This is a genomic window from Pseudomonas sp. NPDC090203 (genome assembly GCF_044746765.1).
GTDB lineage: Bacteria > Pseudomonadota > Gammaproteobacteria > Pseudomonadales > Pseudomonadaceae > Aquipseudomonas > Aquipseudomonas putida_AD.
Map to the genome: position 1 here is coordinate 151,062 of NZ_JBIVCV010000001.1, position 20,752 is coordinate 171,813.

Sequence of the window (20,752 nt, forward strand, 5' to 3'; positions counted from 1 at the left end):
GTTCATGCCCTCCCTCGATAGCCTGAAAAGCCTCAAGACACTGCAAATCGACAGCAAAACCTACCACTACTTCAGCCTGCCCGACGCTGCGAAAACCCTGGGCGACCTGAGCAGGTTGCCGATGTCGCTCAAGGTGCTGCTGGAGAACCTGCTGCGCTGGGAAGACAACCAGACCGTCAGCGGCGACGACCTCAAGGCGCTGGCCTCCTGGCTGACCGAACGCAAGTCGGACCGGGAAATCCAGTATCGCCCTGCCCGGGTACTGATGCAGGACTTCACCGGCGTGCCGGCGGTGGTCGACCTGGCCGCCATGCGCGCCGCCGTGGCCAAGGCCGGTGGCGATCCGCAGCGCATCAACCCGCTGTCCCCCGTGGACCTTGTGATCGACCATTCGGTGATGGTCGACAAGTTCGGCGATCAGCAGGCGTTCAGCGAAAACGTCGACATCGAAATGCAGCGCAACGGCGAGCGCTATGCGTTCCTGCGCTGGGGCCAAGGCGCGTTCGACAACTTCAGCGTGGTGCCGCCGGGCACCGGCATCTGTCACCAGGTCAACCTCGAATACCTGGGCCGCACGGTGTGGACCAAAGAAGAAGACGGCCGCACCTATGCCTTCCCCGACACCCTGGTGGGCACCGACTCCCACACCACCATGATCAACGGCCTGGGCGTGCTGGGCTGGGGCGTGGGCGGTATCGAGGCGGAAGCGGCCATGCTTGGCCAGCCGGTGTCGATGCTGATTCCGGAAGTGATCGGCTTCAAGCTGACCGGCAAGCTCAAGGAAGGCATCACCGCCACCGACCTGGTGCTGACCGTCACCCAGATGCTGCGCAAGAAAGGCGTGGTGGGCAAATTCGTCGAATTCTATGGCGACGGCCTGGCCGACCTGCCACTGGCGGACCGTGCCACCATCGCCAACATGGCTCCGGAATACGGCGCCACCTGCGGCTTCTTCCCGGTCGATGACGTGACCCTGGAATACTTGCGCCTGTCCGGCCGCCCCGCTGAAACCGTCAAGCTGGTCGAGGCTTACTGCAAGGCCCAGGGCCTGTGGCGCGTGCCAGGCCAGGAACCGGTGTTCAGCGACGCGCTGGAGCTGGACATGGGGTCGGTGGTCGCCAGCCTTGCCGGGCCTAAACGCCCGCAGGATCGCGTGGCGTTGCCCGACGTTTCCCAGGCGTTCAGCGATTTTCTCGGCCTGGCGCTCAAACCGACCAAACATGAAGAGGGCCGTCTGGAAAGTGAAGGCGGTGGCGGTGTGGCGGTGGGCAACGCCGAGCAGGTCGGCGAGGCCGAGTACGAATACGAAGGCAATCGCTATCGCCTGAAAAACGGCGCGGTGGTGATCGCCGCGATCACCTCGTGCACCAACACCTCGAACCCCAGCGTGATGATGGCGGCCGGCCTGCTGGCGAAAAAGGCCGTCGAGAAAGGCCTGCAACGCAAGCCGTGGGTGAAGAGTTCACTGGCGCCGGGCTCCAAAGTGGTCACCGACTATTACAAGGCCGCGGGGCTGACCGAGTACCTCGACACCCTGGGGTTCGATCTGGTGGGTTATGGCTGCACCACCTGCATCGGTAACTCGGGCCCGTTGCGCGACCCTATCGAAAAAGCCATCCAGCAGTCGGATTTGACCGTGGCGTCGGTGCTGTCGGGCAACCGCAACTTCGAGGGCCGGGTGCATCCGCTGGTGAAAACCAACTGGCTGGCCTCGCCGCCCCTGGTGGTCGCCTACGCACTGGCTGGCAGCGTGCGCATCGACCTGAGCAGCGAGCCGCTGGGTGATGGCAAGGATGGGCAGCCGGTCTATCTGCGCGACATCTGGCCGACGCAACAGGAAATCGCCGATGCGGTGATGAAGGTCAGCACCGGCATGTTCCACAAGGAATATGCCGAGGTGTTTGCCGGTGACGCGCAGTGGCAGGCGATCGAGGTGTCGAAAGACCCGACCTACGTCTGGCAGGCCGACTCCACGTACATCCAGCACCCGCCGTTCTTCGACGATGTGGCCGGGCCGTTGCCGGTGATCGCCGATGTGCAGCAGGCCCGCGTGCTGGCGATGCTTGGCGACTCGGTGACCACCGACCACATCTCCCCTGCCGGCAACATCAAGGCCGACAGCCCCGCCGGCCGCTATCTGCGCAGCAAGGGCGTGGAACCCAAGGACTTCAACTCCTACGGCTCACGGCGCGGCAACCACGAAGTGATGATGCGCGGCACCTTTGCCAACATCCGCATTCGCAACGAAATGCTGGGCAATGAGGAAGGTGGCTACACCCTGCACGTTCCGACCGATGAAAAGCTGCCGATCTATGATGCCGCCATGCGCTATCAGCAGGAAGGCACGCCGCTGGTGGTCATTGCCGGGCAGGAGTACGGCACCGGTTCCAGCCGGGACTGGGCCGCCAAGGGCACCAACCTCTTGGGCGTGAAAGCAGTGATCGCGGAGAGTTTCGAGCGCATCCACCGCTCGAACCTGGTGGGCATGGGCGTGTTGCCGCTGCAGTTCAAGAACGGCCAGAGCCGCAAGACCCTTGAACTGACCGGCAAGGAGGTGCTGAACATCACCGGCCTGACCGGGGCCACGCTGCAACCGGGCATGAGCCTGACGTTGCAGATCACCCGGGAGAGCGGCAAGCAGGAGGATGTCGAGGTGCTGTGCAGGATCGATACTTTGAATGAGGTGGAATACTTCAAGGCTGGGGGGATTCTGCATTATGTGCTGCGGCAGTTGATCAAGTCGTAGGGCGGCTCATCCGCGACGGCGCCACGCAGATCAACACCGCCAGAAAGCACGACACAACCCCGTAGCAGTCCGGCTTGCCGGCGTCGGCGATTTGAGTGTCGCCGACGCCGGTAAGCCGGACTGCTACGTTCCGCCCCCCTGTAGGAGCGCGCTTGCCCGCGACAGCGCCCTCAACACCGCCCCCGCCCGCAAGCCGTGCTGCTACGGGTGGATGTCGCGTTTCCCTCTCCTCACGGAAACGTTTAACCCTTCCACGACACTCATTCCCCCGCGACTTTCAGCCCCGTCCTACATGCACAACCGTTTAATGAACGCTAGAATCCGCAGCCTTATCTCACGTTCAAGGACGACACCATGCCGGCGCTTCGCTGGACCGCGCTTGCGTTGCTTACGCTGGGTTACTGCATTGCGCTGACCTACGGCCAACTGACCCTGCCTGTGGTGGTGACGTTCGGGCTGTTGATCATGGCGGGGATCTGCGTCAGCCAGTTCAGCCATCGGGGCATACGCCTGTTCGGTCACAGTCTGTTCATCGCCCTGGCCGCAGGGCTTGCCAGCCATTGGCTGCCCGGTTTCTTCAATGCGCGGGTCATCGCCGCCGTACGCTTCACCCAGGAAGCCGCGCCGTTTTCAATGTTCCTGAACCTGGACAAACCCCTGATCGGCTTCTGGATCGCATTGGCCTGCCCCTGGGTATTTTTCGCCGTCAGCCCTCGCCGCACACTGCTGACCGCCAGCATCACCCTGCCCGTGACCACGGTCATCTGCCTGACAGGCGCAGTCTCGCTGGGGATCGTCGGCTGGGCACCGAAATGGCCTGAGCAGGGCATGATCTGGGCGATCAACAACCTGTTGCTGGTCACCATCACCGAAGAGCTGCTGTTTCGCGGGTACCTCCAGCAAGGCCTCGCTCGCCTGCTGTATCGCCTTCCCTACCACCAGGCGCTGGCCATCGGGCTGGCGTCGCTGGCCTTTGGCCTTGCGCACATGGGCGCGGGCTGGGAATGGGTGCTGCTGGCGGGCATGGCCGGCATCGGCTACGGCATCGCCTATCGATTCGGCGGCCTGACTGCGGCGGTCATCACTCATTTCGGGCTCAACCTGGCGCATTTCGGCCTGTTCACCTACCCGATGTTCAACCGCTGACGGTTGATCTGCGACAAAGCGTCCCATGACGCAGTTCACAAAACGCTTAATTTCCGGCAAAGGCCGCCGATAAGGGTTCAAAGCCTTCCCGGATTGAATAGCTTATGCGCAATAACCAGCCCATCACCCAACGCGAACGGACCTTCCCGGCGCAGCAACGGTTGATCTCGACCACCGATGCGCGCGGCGTGATCACCTACTGCAACGACGCCTTCGTCGACATCAGCGGCTTCACCCGCGACGAACTGGTCAAGGCACCGCACAATACCGTGCGCCACCCTGACGTGCCGTCCGCCGTGTTCGAACACATGTGGGGCACCCTGAAACAGGGCCAGCCGTGGATGGGCATCGTCAAGAACCGCTGCAAGAACGGCGACCATTACTGGGTTAACGCCTACGTGACGCCGATCTTCGAAAATAAACAGGTGGTGGGCTTCGAGTCGGTGCGCATCAAGCCCACCGCCGAACAGGTTCGTCGTGCAGAGGCCCTGTATCAGCGCCTCAACAACGGCAAGACCGCCGTGCCCAGCCGCGACAAATGGCTGCCGGTGCTGCAGGACTGGTTGCCGTTCATCCTGGTCAGCCAGTTGAGCTTCCTGATCGGCGTGTGGCTCAACTCGCAATGGGGCTTCGCCCTGGCCGCCGCCCTCTCCGTGCCGCTGGGCCTGCTGGGTCTGAGCTGGCAACAGCGCGGGATCAAGCGCTTGCTGCGTCTGGCCGAACAGACCACCTCCGACCCGCTGATCGCCCAGATGTACACCGACAGCCGCGGCCCGCAGGCGCGTCTGGAGATGTCCATCCTCAGCCAGGAAGCCCGCCTGAAAACCTGCCTGACCCGCCTGCAGGACACCGCCGAACACCTCAATGCCCAGGCGCGCCAGTCCGACAGCCTCGCCCAGGCCAGCTCCATGGGCCTTGAGCGTCAGCGCGTGGAAACCGATCAGGTGGCCACCGCCATCAACCAGATGGCCTCCACCACCCAGGAAGTGGCCACCCACGTTCAACGCACCGCCGACGCCACCCAGCAGGCCAATGAACTGACACGCCGTGGCCGTGACATCGCCAGCGAAACCCGCGAAGCCATTCAGCGGCTCTCGGCCTCCGTAGGCGACACCGGCCTGACCGTCACCCAACTGGCCAAGGACAGCGACGAAATCGGTGGCGTGGTCGATGTCATCAAAGGCATCGCCGACCAGACCAACCTGCTGGCCCTGAACGCCGCCATCGAAGCCGCCCGTGCCGGCGAGATGGGCCGTGGCTTCGCGGTGGTCGCCGACGAGGTTCGCCAACTGGCGCAACGCACCACCGAATCCACCGGCCAGATCCACGCCCTGATCGCCAAACTGCAGCAGACCGCCAACAACGCCGTGCAGACCATGGAAACCGGTCGCCGTCAGGCCGAAGAAGGCGTCGAACAGGTGCTGGAAGCCGACAAGGCGCTGGTGGGCATCAGCGATGCGGTGGCCAACATCACCGACATGGCGACCCAGATCGCCGCCGCCACCGAAGAGCAAAGCTCGGTCGCCGAAGAAGTCAGCCGCAACATCCGCAACATTGCCGTACTGGCCGACCAGACCTCCGACGAAGCCCGCCGCTCAGCCAACCTGAGCGCCGAACTGACCTGTACCGCCCTGAGCCAGTACTCGCTGGTGGAGCGTTTCAACCGCTAATGCCTGCACAGCAACACCCCGAGCCCCGGCAGCCCCACTGCCGGGGCTTTTTTATGGATTAGAAATGTAGGACGTTTCTGAAGTTGCACTTATGCGATGTTTTTTATGGGTTAACGGCAATGCGACGGGTTGACAGAAACCACGAATCACTATTAGTTGAAATTCAGACAAGCGATAAATAAATAACACCACAAAGGTGTTTGCGTCTGTCTACGACACTGATTAAGCAGGCACTTACCTGGTTGTCTCAGACATTCTCGGGTGCTAGATGGAGAACGCCATGAAAAACGTAAATTTGCAGGAAGTCATTCCTCTAACTCCACCCTCTGTTCATATTGCCGCCCTTGCAGAGCGGGTGTTGAAAGCAGCGAACCCGGATGGCCTCACCCAGCTCGTGAATAGCATTTTCCACATGGCTTATATGAACCCTACCCGCAGTGCCGAACCACTCATTCGTTCACGGAGAACCGAGCCGGCGGTCGAAGTTTGCTCATCCCAGCCCCACCTCAACATCCCGATGCTCCTGGAACCTGGCAGCCCATACCGTACCGATCGGGCCTCAAAGTGAAGAACGCAAGGGCAACCACCCCGCAGATCCGCTGCCGTAGCCGCCGACAATTAAATTGTAACCATATGATTTGCGATCCATTTGAATACACAACACGCATCACCTCGATGCATACGCATAGAGGATTTGCCAAACTTTAAACAACTTTCGTTTAGCGAATTTTATTTTTATCCGCTTATTTCCCTTATTCCTACAGCATTTTCAGAAGCCTGTCAGACGCTACCACAAACAACCCACAAACAGACCTTACATATATAGTCATGCACAGCCAAAAATTGCTTCAAAACCACAACCTTCACATTCAAGACCATTAATCAAGGGCTCTATTTTCCCGCGACGCTATGTATAACCTCTGCAACCTGCAAGATTGACAAGTGCTTTCTTCGAATTGAACATAGTCGCCCGAGACGCCGACTCCTACAACTTCAGCCGTATCGTCCGAACGTTTTAAACGCTGAGCACACTCATTATTCAAAGGAGCTTCCATGGAAGACGAAAAGGACATTCTGCTGCCCAAAGGTTTACCTTCGGCCACTGCCAACACCGATAATAAATGGATGGAAAACATGAGGGCGATCGACAATCAGGCGTTCGATCCATCGACACTCGACCCCTCCTGTGTCCCGCTGTACGAGGAACTGCAAGCCGTACGCTCCATCGATCAGATCACCCGGGAAGTGATCGCCAGCTACTCCTCCTTCCTGGCCAATGTCCCGCGCCTGGACTGTCCGAGTGCCGATGAGCTGAACATCGAGCCCATCTTCGCCGCGCCCCTGGTGTCGGAGGCAAAGTCACAGATGCTGCCGCGCAGTGCGCTGCTTGAAGGCATTCGCATCAACATCCCGCGTTCACCGAAGCTGTGGGCAGGCGATCAGCTCAAGCTGCGCTGGGGCAACACCACCTACTACAGCGTCATCGGCGAACCGAGGGGCCGTACCGGGCCCCGCGAGACGCGTTACCTCAGTGGCGCGCACCTGGGTCGCAGCAAGAATGGTCTGGTGGAAGTTTCATATGAGGTGCTGCGCCGCTCGAAACTGGTGGGCGTGTCCGAAACCCTGATCCTGATGCTGGTTGGCGACCACCACATCGGCCCACCCCCGCCGGACCGCACCCGCGCCATCCGCCGCCGCAAGCGCATCCAGTAGCCGCAAAGCAAAAACCCCGGCGACATCGCTGTCGCCGGGGCTCACTTCAACGCTCCATCAGTGGGTCAGAACGCCAGGCGCAACCCGACGTTCGCGCCCCACGGCTGCTCGACATGCTTGCCCTTCATGTAATCGAAGTCGGCATGCACCTGCAGACGCTCGGACAGCGACACCGAAACGCCAGCGCCCAGTTCGGCCCGCGAGCCAAACAGATCGTTGTCGAAACGCTGGTCGTTGACCTTCACGTCATTGTTGCGGGAGAACTCATGGGCTGCCGCCACCCGCACGTAAGGCTGCAGGACGCCGCCGTCCTTGAGCGCGAACTGCCGACCGACCGAAGTACCGACCTTGCCCAGCACCGATTGGGTCTGGCTGGTCCTGGCCTGCAGGCCGTTGTCCAGGGTGTAGCTGCTGCCGTCGATCCACACGCCGGACAACTGCGCATAGGGCTCGACGAAGTAGTCATCGGCCAGCTTGATGTGCTTGCCGAATTCCACCGAGCCACCCACAGCCCGGTTGCTGTAGTCACCCTTGGCCTTCTCGCCGTCGCTCATCGCCACTTTCGAGCTGTTATGGAACTGGTTGACCTTCAGCACGCCGTCCAGGTAGTAGCCATCGTTAGACAGCCAGGTGCCATAGGCGCCGAGGTAGTAACTGTCCACCTCGCCGGACGTCCCGCGGCTCAGGTCCAGGCTGGACTTGCTGTAACCGCCCATCAGACCCACCAGCAGTTGCCCGTCACCCACTGGCACCGGCGCATCGGCACCGAACGACAGGCCGTGCTGCTTCTGCTGATAATCCACGCCCGAATCCAGCGACGCCTTGAAGCGGTTGCCGTAACTGCGAATCCAGCCACCGCCCTCTTCCCGCCCGCGCACCTCGCCCATGCGGCTGCGCAGGGTGGTCAGCTCGCTGTTCCAGATCGTGGGCCCGACGTTGAACAACGCCAGGGCGCTCTGGGTCGAGGGGCTGATGGTCTTGCCGGAACCGACGATGAACCAGTCGTTGCCTTGCTGCTCCAGGGCGTAGGAATAGACGCCGAGGTCGGCGCGGCCACGCCCGCCACCCAGTTCGAAGTCGGCGTTGCCGCCTTCGGTGTGGATGATGCGCAACGCCTCGAAGTTTTCCGGCACCACCTCGGCGCCGGTGTTGGCGATGTTGACGTGGTGGAAACCGCTGGCCTGGCCGGTGACGTTGAGCAGATCACCCGTGGCGTTGTCCAGGTTGATGCGCATGTCGAACACCCCGCGCCCGGACAGCTCGCCCACGGTCAGGGTATTGAAGCCATCGCCGCGAAAACTCACCCGCCCAGCCCCAAGCTTCAAGGTCGGCACGCTGTTGTCGCCCATCAGGCGCCAGCGGGCATCGGAGTTGATGGTCAGGCTGTTGAGGTTGTGCACATTGCCGGAAAGCCGCGCTTCGTTTTGCAGCACCACATCCATCCGCGCGCCCTCGGCGGCGAAGAGGTCGCCTTTGAGGCGACTGTCGTCGACGATCAGGTCAAGCTCGCCCTTGTCGTGGACTTCGATGAGGTTGCCATTGCCGGAGCGCAGTTCGGCGTTGTTTTGCAGGGAGATGGTGGCTTTGGGTTGGAAAGTCCTTGTGGCCTGGAGGGATATCGCAGGGCCCGTGACGCCGATCACTCGGGAATCATCAACCACAATAACGCTCGGCCCGCCCTCAATGCCCGCGCCAGGCAGTACGCCTGGCCCAACTACGGAAAGGCCAACCGATTCCCCTTCTACATGACTGCTGCCCGCGATGGCCAATTTCGCCGCTGCGGCCACAATGCCCGCGCCGGATCCATCGCCATCAGCCATACCGAAGACTTCGGAATTCACCAGCGTCAATTCGCTGCTGCCCACGTGTATGCCTGCACCAAGGCCGGCGACCAGGCTATTACTAATGCCCCCTATAGAGCGTGTAGCCGGCAGCGGACTTAGCTGCACCCCAGGCTTCACCCGGCTGATGATCGTGGCGTCATCCGCATCCAGCCGGCTACCCCTGAGGAGCACAGCCGCATAAACGCTCGACGCGTCTATTTGCTGGTCAATGACGCCTCCGCGGATTATCAATGCAGAACTCTGCCCAGACTCAGCTACCACGTTATTGACACTCGCCCCTGGCAACAGGTTAAGCGTCGCCCCGCTGCCTGAAAGGCGATATTCCAGCCCGGTGGCCCGATCGACATCAACAACGGTGTTCGCAGGAATTTCGATCGCTCCGGGCAGGGCCTTGACCTCGGCTTGCTGAGCCATCCCCTGGGCCGCTAATGAGACACCGCACAGCACCCCTGCCATTTGCCAATGCCTTGCGACACCTCCGCGTTTTTTGCTTCTGTTTTTCACCTAGAGAACCCTCCCTTAAAAAGAGCGGGCAGGGTGAAATTCTTGATGGGATACGGCGACCTGAAGGATCCGGCCCCCGGCTCCCCCTCGCTCTTGGCAAAAAGTGGTCTTGGTCCTACAGACACTTCATCCGCCCTACAAACAGCCATGGTCGGTCCGATAGGGGTGTAGGACATTTCTCTACCGTTAAAACCCACTGGCATTGGGCCCGGCAAGAATATACATATGTACCACCGGCTTATGAAAAGCGGTGCACATACACACAGAACATTCAGACAAAGAGTGAGTTATCAGATTTCGGCATTGCCACGCGAGCTGACCAATTTAACGAGGATTATTTTATGAAAAAAGAAACGACCGAAAACGTGAACGAAGGATCACGCTACTATGAATTTCCTACACCCTCCATCCCCCAAGCCGACCCTATAGATGGCTTACTTACGCTCGAGGCACTCGACAGACCGATTACCCTAACCTTTTCAGCATGGGAAACGGCTAGTCCGGAACACTCCTACCAACTAATGGTTAACGGCTTACGAACGGGTAGAATGACTCCTATTGTCACTGAAAAGCCTGGAGACCCACTGACGATGGACATACCAGGTCCATACCTGATCAAAGATGGTGTTTATGAGATCGGCTACGCCGCCATCAATGACGTTGGCGGACAATTCGCCCCTTCTCCCACCGTACCTCTCATCGTAGACCGCACCCCACCCGGCGGCGACCTCCTTGCTCCACTCCTATTTGCTTCGCATCAACTGCCACTGACCGAAGAGTCGCTGGCCGCCGCAGGCAGTCTCCTGACCGCCCGGCTCCCCGGCTACTTCGACGCCAAATGGGGCGATGTGGTGCGCACCTACTGGGGCGATCAACCGGGCCCGGTGCGCGTGCTCACCGCCGAAGAAGTGGGTGGCAGCGACATCACCTTCGACTTCGAGCGCAGCTTTCTGGAGCAACTGGCCGACGGCGATATCGCGGTGACTTACACCGTCACCGACCGCGCGGGCAACCTGTCGATCGTCTCGGAACCTGCCCACCTGCGACTGCAACTGCGCAACCATCCCCATGACCTGCTGGCACCGCTCGTGCCCAAGGCCGTCGACGGATTGCTGACACACAACGATGTCCGCCACGGTGTGGACGTGCTGATTCCCCACTACGGCAATGCCCAGGCCGGTGACGTGGTCCTGCTGAGCTGGGGCGGGCTGGCGCTGCCGGGCGTGGTGTTGAGCGAGGCCGCAGCAGCGCTGGAGGTGGTGGCCTCGATACCGGTTTCGTTCGCCACGGTCATGGCCGCTGGTGACGGTGCCATCGAGGTGCGCTACGAGGTGCGGCGCGAGGGACAGAATCGCGCCACCTCCCCCGGCCGACTGGTGAACGTGTTCGTCACACTGCCCGGCCCCCAGGACCCGATGCCCGAAACGCTGATCAATGAACAGCTGGCAGCTCCTCAGGTGCAAGGCAAAAGTGACCACCCCAATCGGCAGGCCAACTTCCTCGATGAAGAGGACTACCTGCTCGACGCCGCTGTGGTCATCGCCTGGCAGACAGGGTTCCAGCCCTGTGACCGGATCCAGCTGTACTGGGGATCCTGGCCATTGCCGGTGGTGCGCACCCTGGACCAGAACGACCTGGACGCCGCAGCGGACCTGGTGATCTGCATGCCCAACGGGCTGATCGTCGGCGAAGGCGTGGGGCGGGCCATCCCCGTGCATTACACCGTCACCCACGCCGGCAATCCGAACCTTTCACACTCCGCCACGCAACTGGTCAGGGTGGTGCGCCAGGCGCAGTTGCCCGGCGGCGAGAACGGGCTGCAAGGCGCGCTGTTCAATGAAGCCGATGAAACCCACACCTTGCGGCTTCCCGCCATCGTCGAAGGCGCAACGGTACTGATACAGCCCTATCGAAATATGCGAATCGGCGACCGAATCGAGTTGAGCCTCCAAGGCTTTGATAGCTTCATCGAAGGCCAACCGATTGAATCCGCTGCGTTGATACTTTCAACAACAGTGGATGAACAACAGTTCATGACCGGCATCCATTTAAACATTCCGACTATATTCCTGGAACGGATTACAACCGGACGTTTGAAAACCCGTTACCGCATCAGAAATGATTACGGCAGTGCGACTTCATTGATCGGGGAAGTCTATGTAGACCGGCGTACACCTCCAATCGGCTGCGCCTGACCCCACTCACAAAATCAAAACAATAAATATTTAACGCACACAGCTATTGACAGCCACTCACAACTCCTATTAGTTAAAAATCATCCCGTACAACGAGACATTTGCATAACCAAGTTAATACGCGGATCGGATTCATCGCTACACCACTCGATAACCGATAAATTCGGTTATTCATAAAACTTGCAGCAGCCCGTTCAAACAAGGATCCCGGCTGCCTGTTAATTGGAGAAATACCTTGTGTCATTCAACTAGAAGTTCCTTCGTCACTCGCAACTTGCCGCGTGACTTGCCCCAGCCCAACGTGCCGGTTGCCGACCCTGTCGATGGCCTGCTGACCCTGGAAGATCTGCAACAGCCAGTTGTCATGCACTTCGTGGCGTGGGCTGAGGCTGTTCCCGAGCACTCATACCAATTGATGTGGAACGGCTTGGTGGTTGGTGAAAAAAAACCTATCGGCACCGAACAGCCCGGCGACCCTCTGACCCTGGAGATCCCTGCGGCGCTGCTGGCCAACGATGGGGTGTATACCGTGGGCTACGCGGCCATTAACGACGTCGGTGGGCAGTTCGCCCCCTCCCCGACAGTCCCCCTAATCGTCGACCGCACTGCACCAGGCGGCATTCTGCTGGCGGCGATGGTGTTTCCGCCGGAAACCCACGACGGCATGCTGACCTCCGACGAGCTGACCGGCATGGGCAACGTGCTGGTGGCCGACGTGCCAGGCTATCTGGGCATGGCCTGGGGCGACCAGATCCGCACTTTCTGGGGTTCGGTGGCAGGCCCGGAGCACACGGTCACCGTCACGGAAGTGGGCGAGGATCACGTGCTGCTCAACTTCACCCGCGCTTTCCTCGAAAGCCTGGGCGATGTGCAGGAGCCGGTCTATTACACCGTGACCGACCGAGCCGGCAATGTCTCGATCAACTCCCTGTCCAAGACCTTCCAGCTGTACCTCACGCAGGTGCCCGACGACTACCCGGCACCGCTGTGCCGCCAGTCTGAGGATGGGGTGATCGACGACGCCGATGCCCGTGCCAAGGTGGCGGTGGACATTGCGCAGTACCCGAGCCCGCAGCCTGGAGACAGGATCACCCTGTACTGGGGTGCGAATGCCCTGCCGGAAGTGCCGCTGCAACCCGGCGATGAAACCTCGGACCCGGTGTTCACCCTGAACGTGCCCTACGCCCATATCGCCCTGGCAGGCGACGGCGATGTGCAGCTGCGTTACGAAGTGCGTCGCGGCGGCAGGCTGGTGGGGACGTCGCTGGGCTTGCCGGTGTACGTCAACCTGACCCTGCCCGGCCCTCAGGATCCGGACCCTGAAACCCCGGAAAACGAGGCGCTGGCCCTGCCGATCATCCGTGGCACCAGCGACAACCCGGACAATCAGGACAACGTCATCGACGAGGACGACTTCCTGCTGGAAGCCAATGCCGTGATCGGCTGGCGCGACGAGTTCGCCATCAGCGATGTGTTCCGCCTGTACTGGGGTTCGCAAGCAACGCCTGTGACCTACACCCTGCGCTCCAGCGATGTCGGCCGCGACCTGCTGCTGACCATCCCCAATGCGTTGATGACGGCCGAAGGCACCGGCGACGCGATCCGGGTTTATTACACGGTGAGCCACGCCGGCAACCCCAACACGTCGCGTTCACCGACGCAGCCGGTGATCGTGCGCTCCGTGGGCGATCTGCCGGGTGGGCCCGGTGGCCTGGCTGGCCCGGTGTTCACCAACGCCAACCAGAACAATGCCATCAGCCCGGTCAACAGCCCTGACGGCACACCGATCTTCATTCGCCCGTACCTGAACGCCGACAAGTACCCGCGCGTGAGCATCGTGTTCCATGGCTACGCCCGGGGCAACCCCGATACACCGGTGCCGGGCGCGAGCCTTGAGTTCACCCATGTCATGGATGAGCTGGAGCAGCAACAGGGCTACATCTTCCGCGTCTCGGCCCAGCAGTTGCGCCTGATCTGCGAAGGCCGCGGCGAGGCCTACTACCGCGTCGAAGGTCCGAATGGGGTGATCGTCAACTCGATCACCACCAACGTGATCATCACCATGTCCATTCCCGGGCAGGGCTGCCGCTAAACCCCAGGCGGGCCTGCGGGCCCGCCGTCTACATGAAGACAAGGATACTCTCATGAACGATGCAATTCGAGCACTGCTGCCCGCTCCGGCGATGCAGAACCTGCATGACCCCAGCGGTATCGGTCATGCCGACACCCTCGACCCCCAGGTGCCACTCTCCGTGCGCGTCGGGCCCTATCTTGAAATTGCCGAAGGCGACATCATCGACCTTTTTTGTGATGACGCACTGGCCTTCAACTACACGGTGAAGCGAGAAGACCTGTCACCCGGTTTCTTCAATTTCGTGGTCCTGCCGCTGGACCAGAAGTTCATCCACGAAACGAACATCACCCTCTTCTATGAGGTAACAAAACCCATCGGCGGGCAGAAAAACACGTCCACCCCTGCGGTGGTGCCAGTCAAGCTGACCATCCCGGGCGGCACTGACACCAACCCGGCCACACCTTGGGAAAACGAGCGACTGGCCACGCCGAAAGTGTTTCCGGAAGGAATCATCACCTCGCCTGAAGGCGTGACGGTGGAAATTGCCGCCTACATGAACATGTTCGTGGGTGACCGGATCGCGCTGTCCTGGCATGGCGAAATCATCCGCACCGAGATCACCGACGCCCAGCAAGTCGGTCAGCCACTGGTCATCCCGGTCAGCAAAGAGATCATCGAGCGCGCCGGCGACTCGGACATGCTGGAGGTGCGCTACGAAATCCGCGACATCGTCAACAACTGGTCGCGCTGGTCCCTGCCGACCTATGTGGCGGTCGAGGCGGGAGAGTCCACGTTGCCCGCGCCGATCACCCCGCAAGCGCCGGGGATGGAACTGGATCTCGACCAACTGGCCGGTGCCGATGTGCAGGTGCTGGTCATCGCCCATCCGGACATTCGACCTGGCGATGAGCTGGTGCTGTCGATGGAACGCAGCACCGCCGAGGGCATGGCACTCGAGACCTACACCGCGAGCAAGATCATTCCCGGCGCAGGCAGCTTCTACGAATTCGTGGTGCCCAATGCGCAGTTCCAGCCTATCGCGCAAGGCCGGGCTCGCCTGTATTACAAGGTGACGAAGGCGGCCGGCGTGACGCTGCGCTCCAAGAGCCTGCAATTGAAAATCATCGGCCAGCCCATGGAGTTGCCGCTGCCCAGGGTGCCGGTTGCCGAACAGAACGGCGGGGTGCTGGATCCGACCTCGCTCAACGTTCGCGTCGAGGTGCCTGTGTATTACTTCATGGCTGAGGGCAACGACGTTCATCTGTACTGGATGGGCAAGACCGAAAGCGGCGCCAATGTGATGTTCGATGAACTCAAGACCGTCGCCGCAGGCGCTGCCGGCATGCCGATGGATTTCTTCATTCCGGACGACAAGGTCAGCCTGCTCGCGGGTGGCTCGGTGGCGATCCACTACACCGTCAACACCTTCAGCCGTGCGTTCTTCACTTCGCCTTCGTTGATGCTGCCCGTCAGCGCCAACCAGAGCGGTCCCCTCCCCCTGCCCACCATCCTCGAAGCCGAAAACGACATCCTTGACCCCGCCAACGCCCCCAACGGCGCCACCGTGGTGATCGCGGATTCAGCCAATCTGCGCCAGGGGGATACCGTCAACCTGAGCTGGAACGGTCCCAACGGCAGCGACCAGAAAGAGAAGTCCATTACCCAGGACGATGCCGGCAAGGCGCTGTCGGTGGTGTTCGCCCGTGCGCTGGTCGATGCCAACGACGGCCAGACGGTGGCGGTGTCGTATCAGGTGATCCGGGCCAATGGCACCGCGCAGGATTCGGAGGTTTATTCGGTGCGGGTGTTGAGCGCATCGGTGCTTCCGGCGCCGACCATGGATACCGTGCAGGAGGACGGTGTGGTGAATCCGGGGCTGATTCCAGAGGCCGGTGCGACGGTGCGGGCGCGTTATGAGGTACGCGCCGGTGATCGGGTCAAGGTGATCTGGGAAGGTGCCTCGCGCTTTGAAACCGCCGAGCAGGGGGCCACGGGCGGCACTGAACTGGTGTTCCAGTTGCCCAAGGCGCTGATTACCGCCAGTGCCGGCGCTCAGGCGACATTGAGCTATCAGGTCAGCCGTGGCGGCAACGTACGCGACTCCGAGCGCCGCACGTTGCGGGTGCAGAACCCGCTGAGCCTGGACACCTCGCCGGTGACGCTGGGCGGCAAGGTGTATCTGGTGCCCTCGCGCCCCGACGCGCTGCCGACGATGCCAGGCGGCACCACGGTTCAGCGCCAGGCGAGCGGCGGGACGGCGCCCTATACCTACACCTCGGCCGATCCGCGGGTGGCCCAGGTCAGTGAAGCCGGGCTGGTCAGCGTCCGCGGCAAGGGCACGACCACCATTACCGTGGCCGATGCTGCGGGGCAGTCGCTGTCCTACGCGGTGACCGTCACGGGGGTGATCCACTGCATCGAGTTGGGCAAGGGCAATTTCGGCCAGGCAGGCGCACAGGCTGGCAACAATCAGGCCCGGCTGCCGTCGATCCAGGAACTGCGGGAGATTCACGGTATGTGGGCGGCCAACTGGCCCCTGGTCAAGGACCTGTACTGGTCATCGACCCTGGCCAAGCTGTCGCCATTTGGCAAGACCTATTACCAGAAAGCCCTGGGTAGCGGCATGGAGCTGGATGGCTACACCTACAGCGTGATTTCGGCCATCGGCATTCGCTGACGGCTGGCCTTGCGCAATGCCGCAGGCCTTCTGTGCCTGCGGGATTGCGCGCTCTTCGACACGACCTGGCCAGCACCGCCAGGCGCCTATATAAAAGCGACAAGGGAGCGACGCCCATGAAAGGCTCCACCGGCACACCGACTCACAGCGCGAGCAACACAGCCTGCGAACTCAGCGCCACCATCAACGGCAAGCCGTTCACCCCAGGGCAGTTATCTGCCTTTTCCTGCCTGCGCCCGGAGTTGACGGGCAAGCGCAGCCACAAGATCTGGAAGATTCACGCGGTGGGCAAGGTCGCCCACCGCCGCACGGTGCTGGGCATGTTCATCGACCAGAGCCTGGAACCCGGCACTTACGACCTGGTGCGGGACGAGCGCTTGTCGGCGATCTATCACGTCACGCCCCGGCAGTTTGCGCAGCTTTATCATTCGCAGGACTTCGAGAAGGGTTCGGTCACCCTGCTCGAATGCGACGTGCAGACGGGTCACCTGCGCGGCACCTTTCACATCGACATGCCGTCGGCAGGGCTGTTGATCGCCGACGGTCAGTTCGATGTCTGGTGCACGCAGGCCGCTGCAGCCGAGGCATCAGCCGAGTAGACGACTGGCGATGCGCTCGGCGGTTTCCTGCAGGCAGGCGGCATGACCGACGCCCGCTGCCTTCAATGGCTTGAGGTCATGGTTGGCGGTGGGCAACCAGTGCACTTCGATGGCCGGTGACAGCGAATAGCCTTCAACCGCTTCACGATTGCCCAGCGCATCGCGCTCGCCCTGGACGATGAGGGTCGGTGTTTGCAGCTCGGCCAGGTGCTCGACCCGGGGTTTCTCCGGTTTGCCGACGGCGTAGAACGGGTAGCCCAGGCAGATCAGCGCATCGGCGTGCAACTCGTCGGCCAACAGGCTGGCCATGCGCCCGCCCATGGATTTGCCGCCGATGGCCAGGCGGCCCTTGATGAGCGGTCGCACGGCCCCGTAGACCTCGCGCCAGCTCTCCAGCAGCTTCGGTTTGGGATTGGGCGGGCGCTTGCCGCCGTCGATCCGGCGCTGGGCCATGTAGGGAAATTCAAAGCGCAGCACGCCCACACCCAGTGCGGCCAGGCGCTGGGCGATGTCGTTCATGAACTCGCTGTCCATGGGAGCACCCGCGCCATGGGCGAGGATCAGGGTGGCCGGTTGGTTGCCGGCGACCTCTGCCGGGGCATTCCACAACCAGCCATGCACCTGCGCCAGTTGCGCACATTGATCGGCGTCAGTACTCGTCGCGTGTCCGTTGTTCATGCTTGTCTCGACCCATGGACTTGATTGCAGGGCGCCATTATGCCCAAGCGTTCCAGGCAAAAGACAGCCGCGCCGGACTTTCCTGGGCGACAGCCGCGGTTCAGCTTCCTGAAACTAACCTGCCAGGACTTTCGGAAAAAAGCACCGACGCCATGGGCGCCCCAACCCGCACGCAACCGGGCGGATTCATCGTCGGATTGCATCGATTTTTCCGGTGCCGGTCGATCAACCGTGACGATCACCGGCCTGACCTGCCAGCTCGGGCCAAATTTTTGGGCAGTCAAAAAGTGCAATCGTCATCGGCATTTGTATACAACTTTTGGCGTAGAAACACTCTACCGAAGTACAGGGAAAGCAGGTAGAGAAACGTTTCAGCGTAGGCCTGAAGTCGATGCTCACCGCGCCCCGCAAGGTGGCGCGGTGATTACCCCCCTGCACCCGGCGAGGTGTCAAACTTCTTGCTCTTGTGGCTTCCATCGCGAGCCGTTCGCGTCTAAGCTTGCGTGCACGGTGGTCCGGCAACAGCTGGCCACAGGATCAGTGAAAGGATTGTGCACGACCTCCACACCCTCTTGCAGGCAGACCGCGCGGCCCGGTATGTCACCCGAAGGGCTGTATACAATTTTCGGCATTCACGCGCGCCGCCTCACTCGCCCTGTTTTCCCGCCCTTTCGGCCCACTCCGGCAACTCTGCCTGGCGCAATCAAGCGCAGCGAGTCGCGAAAAAACCGCATCCCGTGTTTGCGTCGACCTCGTCTTGCGCTTGTTGCGCGGCAAAACGTCTACGCTTTATTCGATGTTGCGGCCGTTACCACACTAATAAAATACCCAAACCGTGGAACCTTAGAATGAGCACAGCAATCAGTCCGACTGCTTATAACTATAAGGTAGTCCGCCAGTTCGCCATCATGACGGTGGTCTGGGGGATCCTTGGCATGGGGCTCGGTGTCTTCATCGCCTCACAACTCGTGTGGCCTGACTTGAACCTTGGTCTGCCATGGACCACGTTCGGACGCCTTCGCCCGCTGCACACCAACCTCGTGATCTTCGCCTTCGGCGGGTGCGCGCTGTTCGGCACCTCCTACTATGTCGTGCAGCGAACCTGCCAGACGCGCCTGATCAGCGACGGCATGGCGGCGTTTCACTTCTGGGGCTGGCAGGCGGTCATCATCGGCGCGATCATCACCCTGCCGATGGGCTACACCACCACCAAGGAATACGCCGAGCTGGAGTGGCCAATCGCGATTCTGCTGGCCATCGTCTGGATCACCTACGCGGCGGTGTTCTTCGGCACCATCGTCAAGCGCAAGACCAAGCACATCTACGTCGGCAACTGGTTCTACGGGGCCTTCATCGTGGTCACGGCGATGCTGCACATCGTCAACCACATGTCGCTGCCGGTGAGCCTGTTCAAGTCCTATTCGGCCTACTCGGGCGCCACTGACGCGATGATCCAGTGGTGGTACGGGCACAACGCCGTAGGTTTTTTCCTGACGACCGGTTTCCTGGGAATGATGTACTACTTCGTGCCGAAACAGGCCGAGCGTCCGATTTACTCCTACCGCCTTTCCATCGTGCACTTCTGGGCGCTGATCACCCTGTATATCTGGGCCGGCCCCCACCACCTGCATTACACCGCGCTGCCGGACTGGGCGCAGTCGCTGGGTATGGTGATGTCGATCATCCTGCTGGCGCCGAGCTGGGGCGGCATGATCAACGGCATGATGACCCTCTCCGGCGCCTGGCATAAGTTGCGCACCGACCCGATCCTGCGGTTCCTGGTGGTGTCGCTGGCGTTCTACGGCATGTCGACCTTCGAAGGGCCGATGATGGCGATCAAGACCGTCAACTCGCTCTCGCACTACACCGACTGGACCATCGGCCATGTCCACGCAGGTGCGCTGGGCTGGGTGGCGATGATTTCCATCGGCGCGGTCTACCACATGATCCCGCGCCTGTACGGGCGTCCGCAGATGCACAGCATCGCGCTGATCAACACCCACTTCTGGCTCGCGACCATCGGTACCGTGCTCTACATCGCCTCGATGTGGGTCAACGGCATCACCCAGGGCCTGATGTGGCGTGCGATCAACGATGACGGCACCCTCACCTACTCGTTCGTCGAAGCGCTGCAAGCCAGCCATCCGGGTTACATCGTTCGCGCCCTGGGCGGTGCGTTCTTTGCCAGCGGCATGCTGTTCATGGCCTACAACGTGTTCCGCACGGTGCGTGCGTCGAACACCGAGGAAGCCGAAGAAGCCGCCCAGATCGCTGTCGTGGGAGCGCACTGATGATCAAGCACGAATCACTTGAGAAGAACATCGGCCTGCTGTCGATCTTCATGGTCATCGCGGTAGCAGTGGGCGGCCTGACGCAGATCGTCCCGCTGTTCTTCCAGGACGTGACCAACAAACCGGTCGAAGGCATGAAGCCGCGTCCGGCACTGGAAGTCGAAGGCCGCGACGTGTTCATCGCCAACGGCTGCGTGGGCTGCCACTCGCAGATGATCCGGCCGTTCCGCGCCGAAACCGAACGCTACGGGCACTACTCGGTGGCCGGCGAAAGCGTCTGGGATCACCCCTTCCTGTGGGGTTCCAAGCGCACCGGGCCGGACCTGGCGCGGGTGGGCGGACGCTACTCCGACGACTGGCACCGCGCGCACCTGTATAACCCGCGCAACGTGGTGCCGGAATCGATCATGCCGGCCTATCCGTTCCTGGTGGAAAACAAGCTCGACGGCAAGTTGACCGGTCGCAAGCTGGAAGTGCTGCGCAGCCTGGGCGTGCCCTACACCGACGACGACATCGCCAAGGCCGGTGACGCGGTCAAGGGCAAGACTGAAATGGATGCACTGGTGGCCTACCTGCAGGGCCTGGGCACCATCATCAAGAGCAAACGGTGATCGC

13 protein-coding genes are annotated in these 20,752 nt (G+C 61.4%); 11 read left to right on the plus strand and 2 right to left on the minus strand.

Annotation, left to right across the window (positions count from 1 at the left end):
• Window positions 1–4 precede the first annotated feature (4 nt).
• From acnA to ACIPO9_RS00700, 5 genes are all read left to right on the plus strand, one after another.
• The gene (gene acnA, locus ACIPO9_RS00680) at window positions 5–2,746 is read left to right on the plus strand and encodes an aconitate hydratase AcnA (protein ID WP_400778196.1); all 2,742 of its coding nucleotides are present in this window, start codon (window positions 5–7) and stop codon (window positions 2,744–2,746) included.
• Window positions 2,747–3,100: 354 nt separating this feature from the next.
• Complete coding sequence (locus tag ACIPO9_RS00685) at window positions 3,101–3,892, plus strand: lysostaphin resistance A-like protein (protein ID WP_400603587.1); 792 nt, start codon at window positions 3,101–3,103, stop codon at window positions 3,890–3,892.
• A 104-nt stretch (window positions 3,893–3,996) separates the two neighbouring features.
• Complete coding sequence (locus ACIPO9_RS00690; RefSeq protein ID WP_400778199.1) at window positions 3,997–5,562, plus strand: methyl-accepting chemotaxis protein; 1,566 nt, start codon at window positions 3,997–3,999, stop codon at window positions 5,560–5,562.
• Window positions 5,563–5,842: 280 nt separating this feature from the next.
• Window positions 5,843–6,130 (plus strand): hypothetical protein, encoded by a 288-nt coding sequence (locus ACIPO9_RS00695; RefSeq protein WP_400778201.1) that lies wholly within the window; start codon window positions 5,843–5,845, stop codon window positions 6,128–6,130.
• A 485-nt stretch (window positions 6,131–6,615) separates the two neighbouring features.
• Entirely contained in the window at window positions 6,616–7,275 is a 660-nt protein-coding gene (locus ACIPO9_RS00700; protein ID WP_400778204.1) for a hypothetical protein, read from the plus strand.
• A 65-nt stretch (window positions 7,276–7,340) separates the two neighbouring features.
• On the opposite strand, the gene ACIPO9_RS00705 is transcribed toward ACIPO9_RS00700, so the two are convergent.
• Window positions 7,341–8,936 (minus strand): autotransporter outer membrane beta-barrel domain-containing protein, encoded by a 1,596-nt coding sequence (locus tag ACIPO9_RS00705; protein WP_400778206.1) that lies wholly within the window; start codon window positions 8,934–8,936, stop codon window positions 7,341–7,343.
• A 1,235-nt stretch (window positions 8,937–10,171) separates the two neighbouring features.
• Here ACIPO9_RS00705 and ACIPO9_RS00710 point away from each other — a divergent pair.
• The 4 genes from ACIPO9_RS00710 to ACIPO9_RS00725 all read left to right on the plus strand — a co-directional run bounded on the left by ACIPO9_RS00710 (window position 10,172) and on the right by ACIPO9_RS00725 (window position 17,168).
• Window positions 10,172–11,818 carry a hypothetical protein gene (locus tag ACIPO9_RS00710; protein WP_400778208.1) on the plus strand — a complete coding sequence of 549 codons (1,647 nt, stop codon included), beginning with the start codon at window positions 10,172–10,174 and terminating at the stop codon, window positions 11,816–11,818.
• Window positions 11,819–12,053: 235 nt separating this feature from the next.
• Window positions 12,054–13,910, plus strand: coding sequence for a hypothetical protein (locus ACIPO9_RS00715; RefSeq protein ID WP_400778210.1), 1,857 nt, complete (start codon window positions 12,054–12,056; stop codon window positions 13,908–13,910).
• Between the two features lie 52 nt (window positions 13,911–13,962).
• Window positions 13,963–16,569: an Ig-like domain-containing protein gene (locus ACIPO9_RS00720; protein ID WP_400778213.1), complete on the plus strand. Its 2,607-nt coding sequence runs from the start codon at window positions 13,963–13,965 to the stop codon at window positions 16,567–16,569.
• A gap of 116 nt (window positions 16,570–16,685) precedes the next feature.
• Window positions 16,686–17,168: a hypothetical protein gene (locus ACIPO9_RS00725; RefSeq protein WP_400778216.1), complete on the plus strand. Its 483-nt coding sequence runs from the start codon at window positions 16,686–16,688 to the stop codon at window positions 17,166–17,168.
• Here ACIPO9_RS00725 and ACIPO9_RS00730 read toward each other — a convergent pair.
• Window positions 17,157–17,846, minus strand: coding sequence for an alpha/beta family hydrolase (locus tag ACIPO9_RS00730; protein WP_400778219.1), 690 nt, complete (start codon window positions 17,844–17,846; stop codon window positions 17,157–17,159). The two genes, ACIPO9_RS00725 and ACIPO9_RS00730, sit on opposite strands and share 12 nt — an antisense overlap.
• 848 nt (window positions 17,847–18,694) lie before the next feature.
• Between ACIPO9_RS00730 and ccoN the strand changes: the two genes are divergently transcribed.
• Both ccoN and ccoO read left to right on the plus strand, forming a co-directional pair.
• Complete coding sequence (gene ccoN, locus ACIPO9_RS00735; protein WP_274131934.1) at window positions 18,695–20,137, plus strand: cytochrome-c oxidase, cbb3-type subunit I; 1,443 nt, start codon at window positions 18,695–18,697, stop codon at window positions 20,135–20,137.
• Window positions 20,137–20,748, plus strand: coding sequence for a cytochrome-c oxidase, cbb3-type subunit II (gene ccoO / locus ACIPO9_RS00740; protein ID WP_274131932.1), 612 nt, complete (start codon window positions 20,137–20,139; stop codon window positions 20,746–20,748). Before ccoN ends, ccoO begins: the two co-directional genes overlap by 1 nt.
• Window positions 20,749–20,752: the final 4 nt, after the last annotated feature.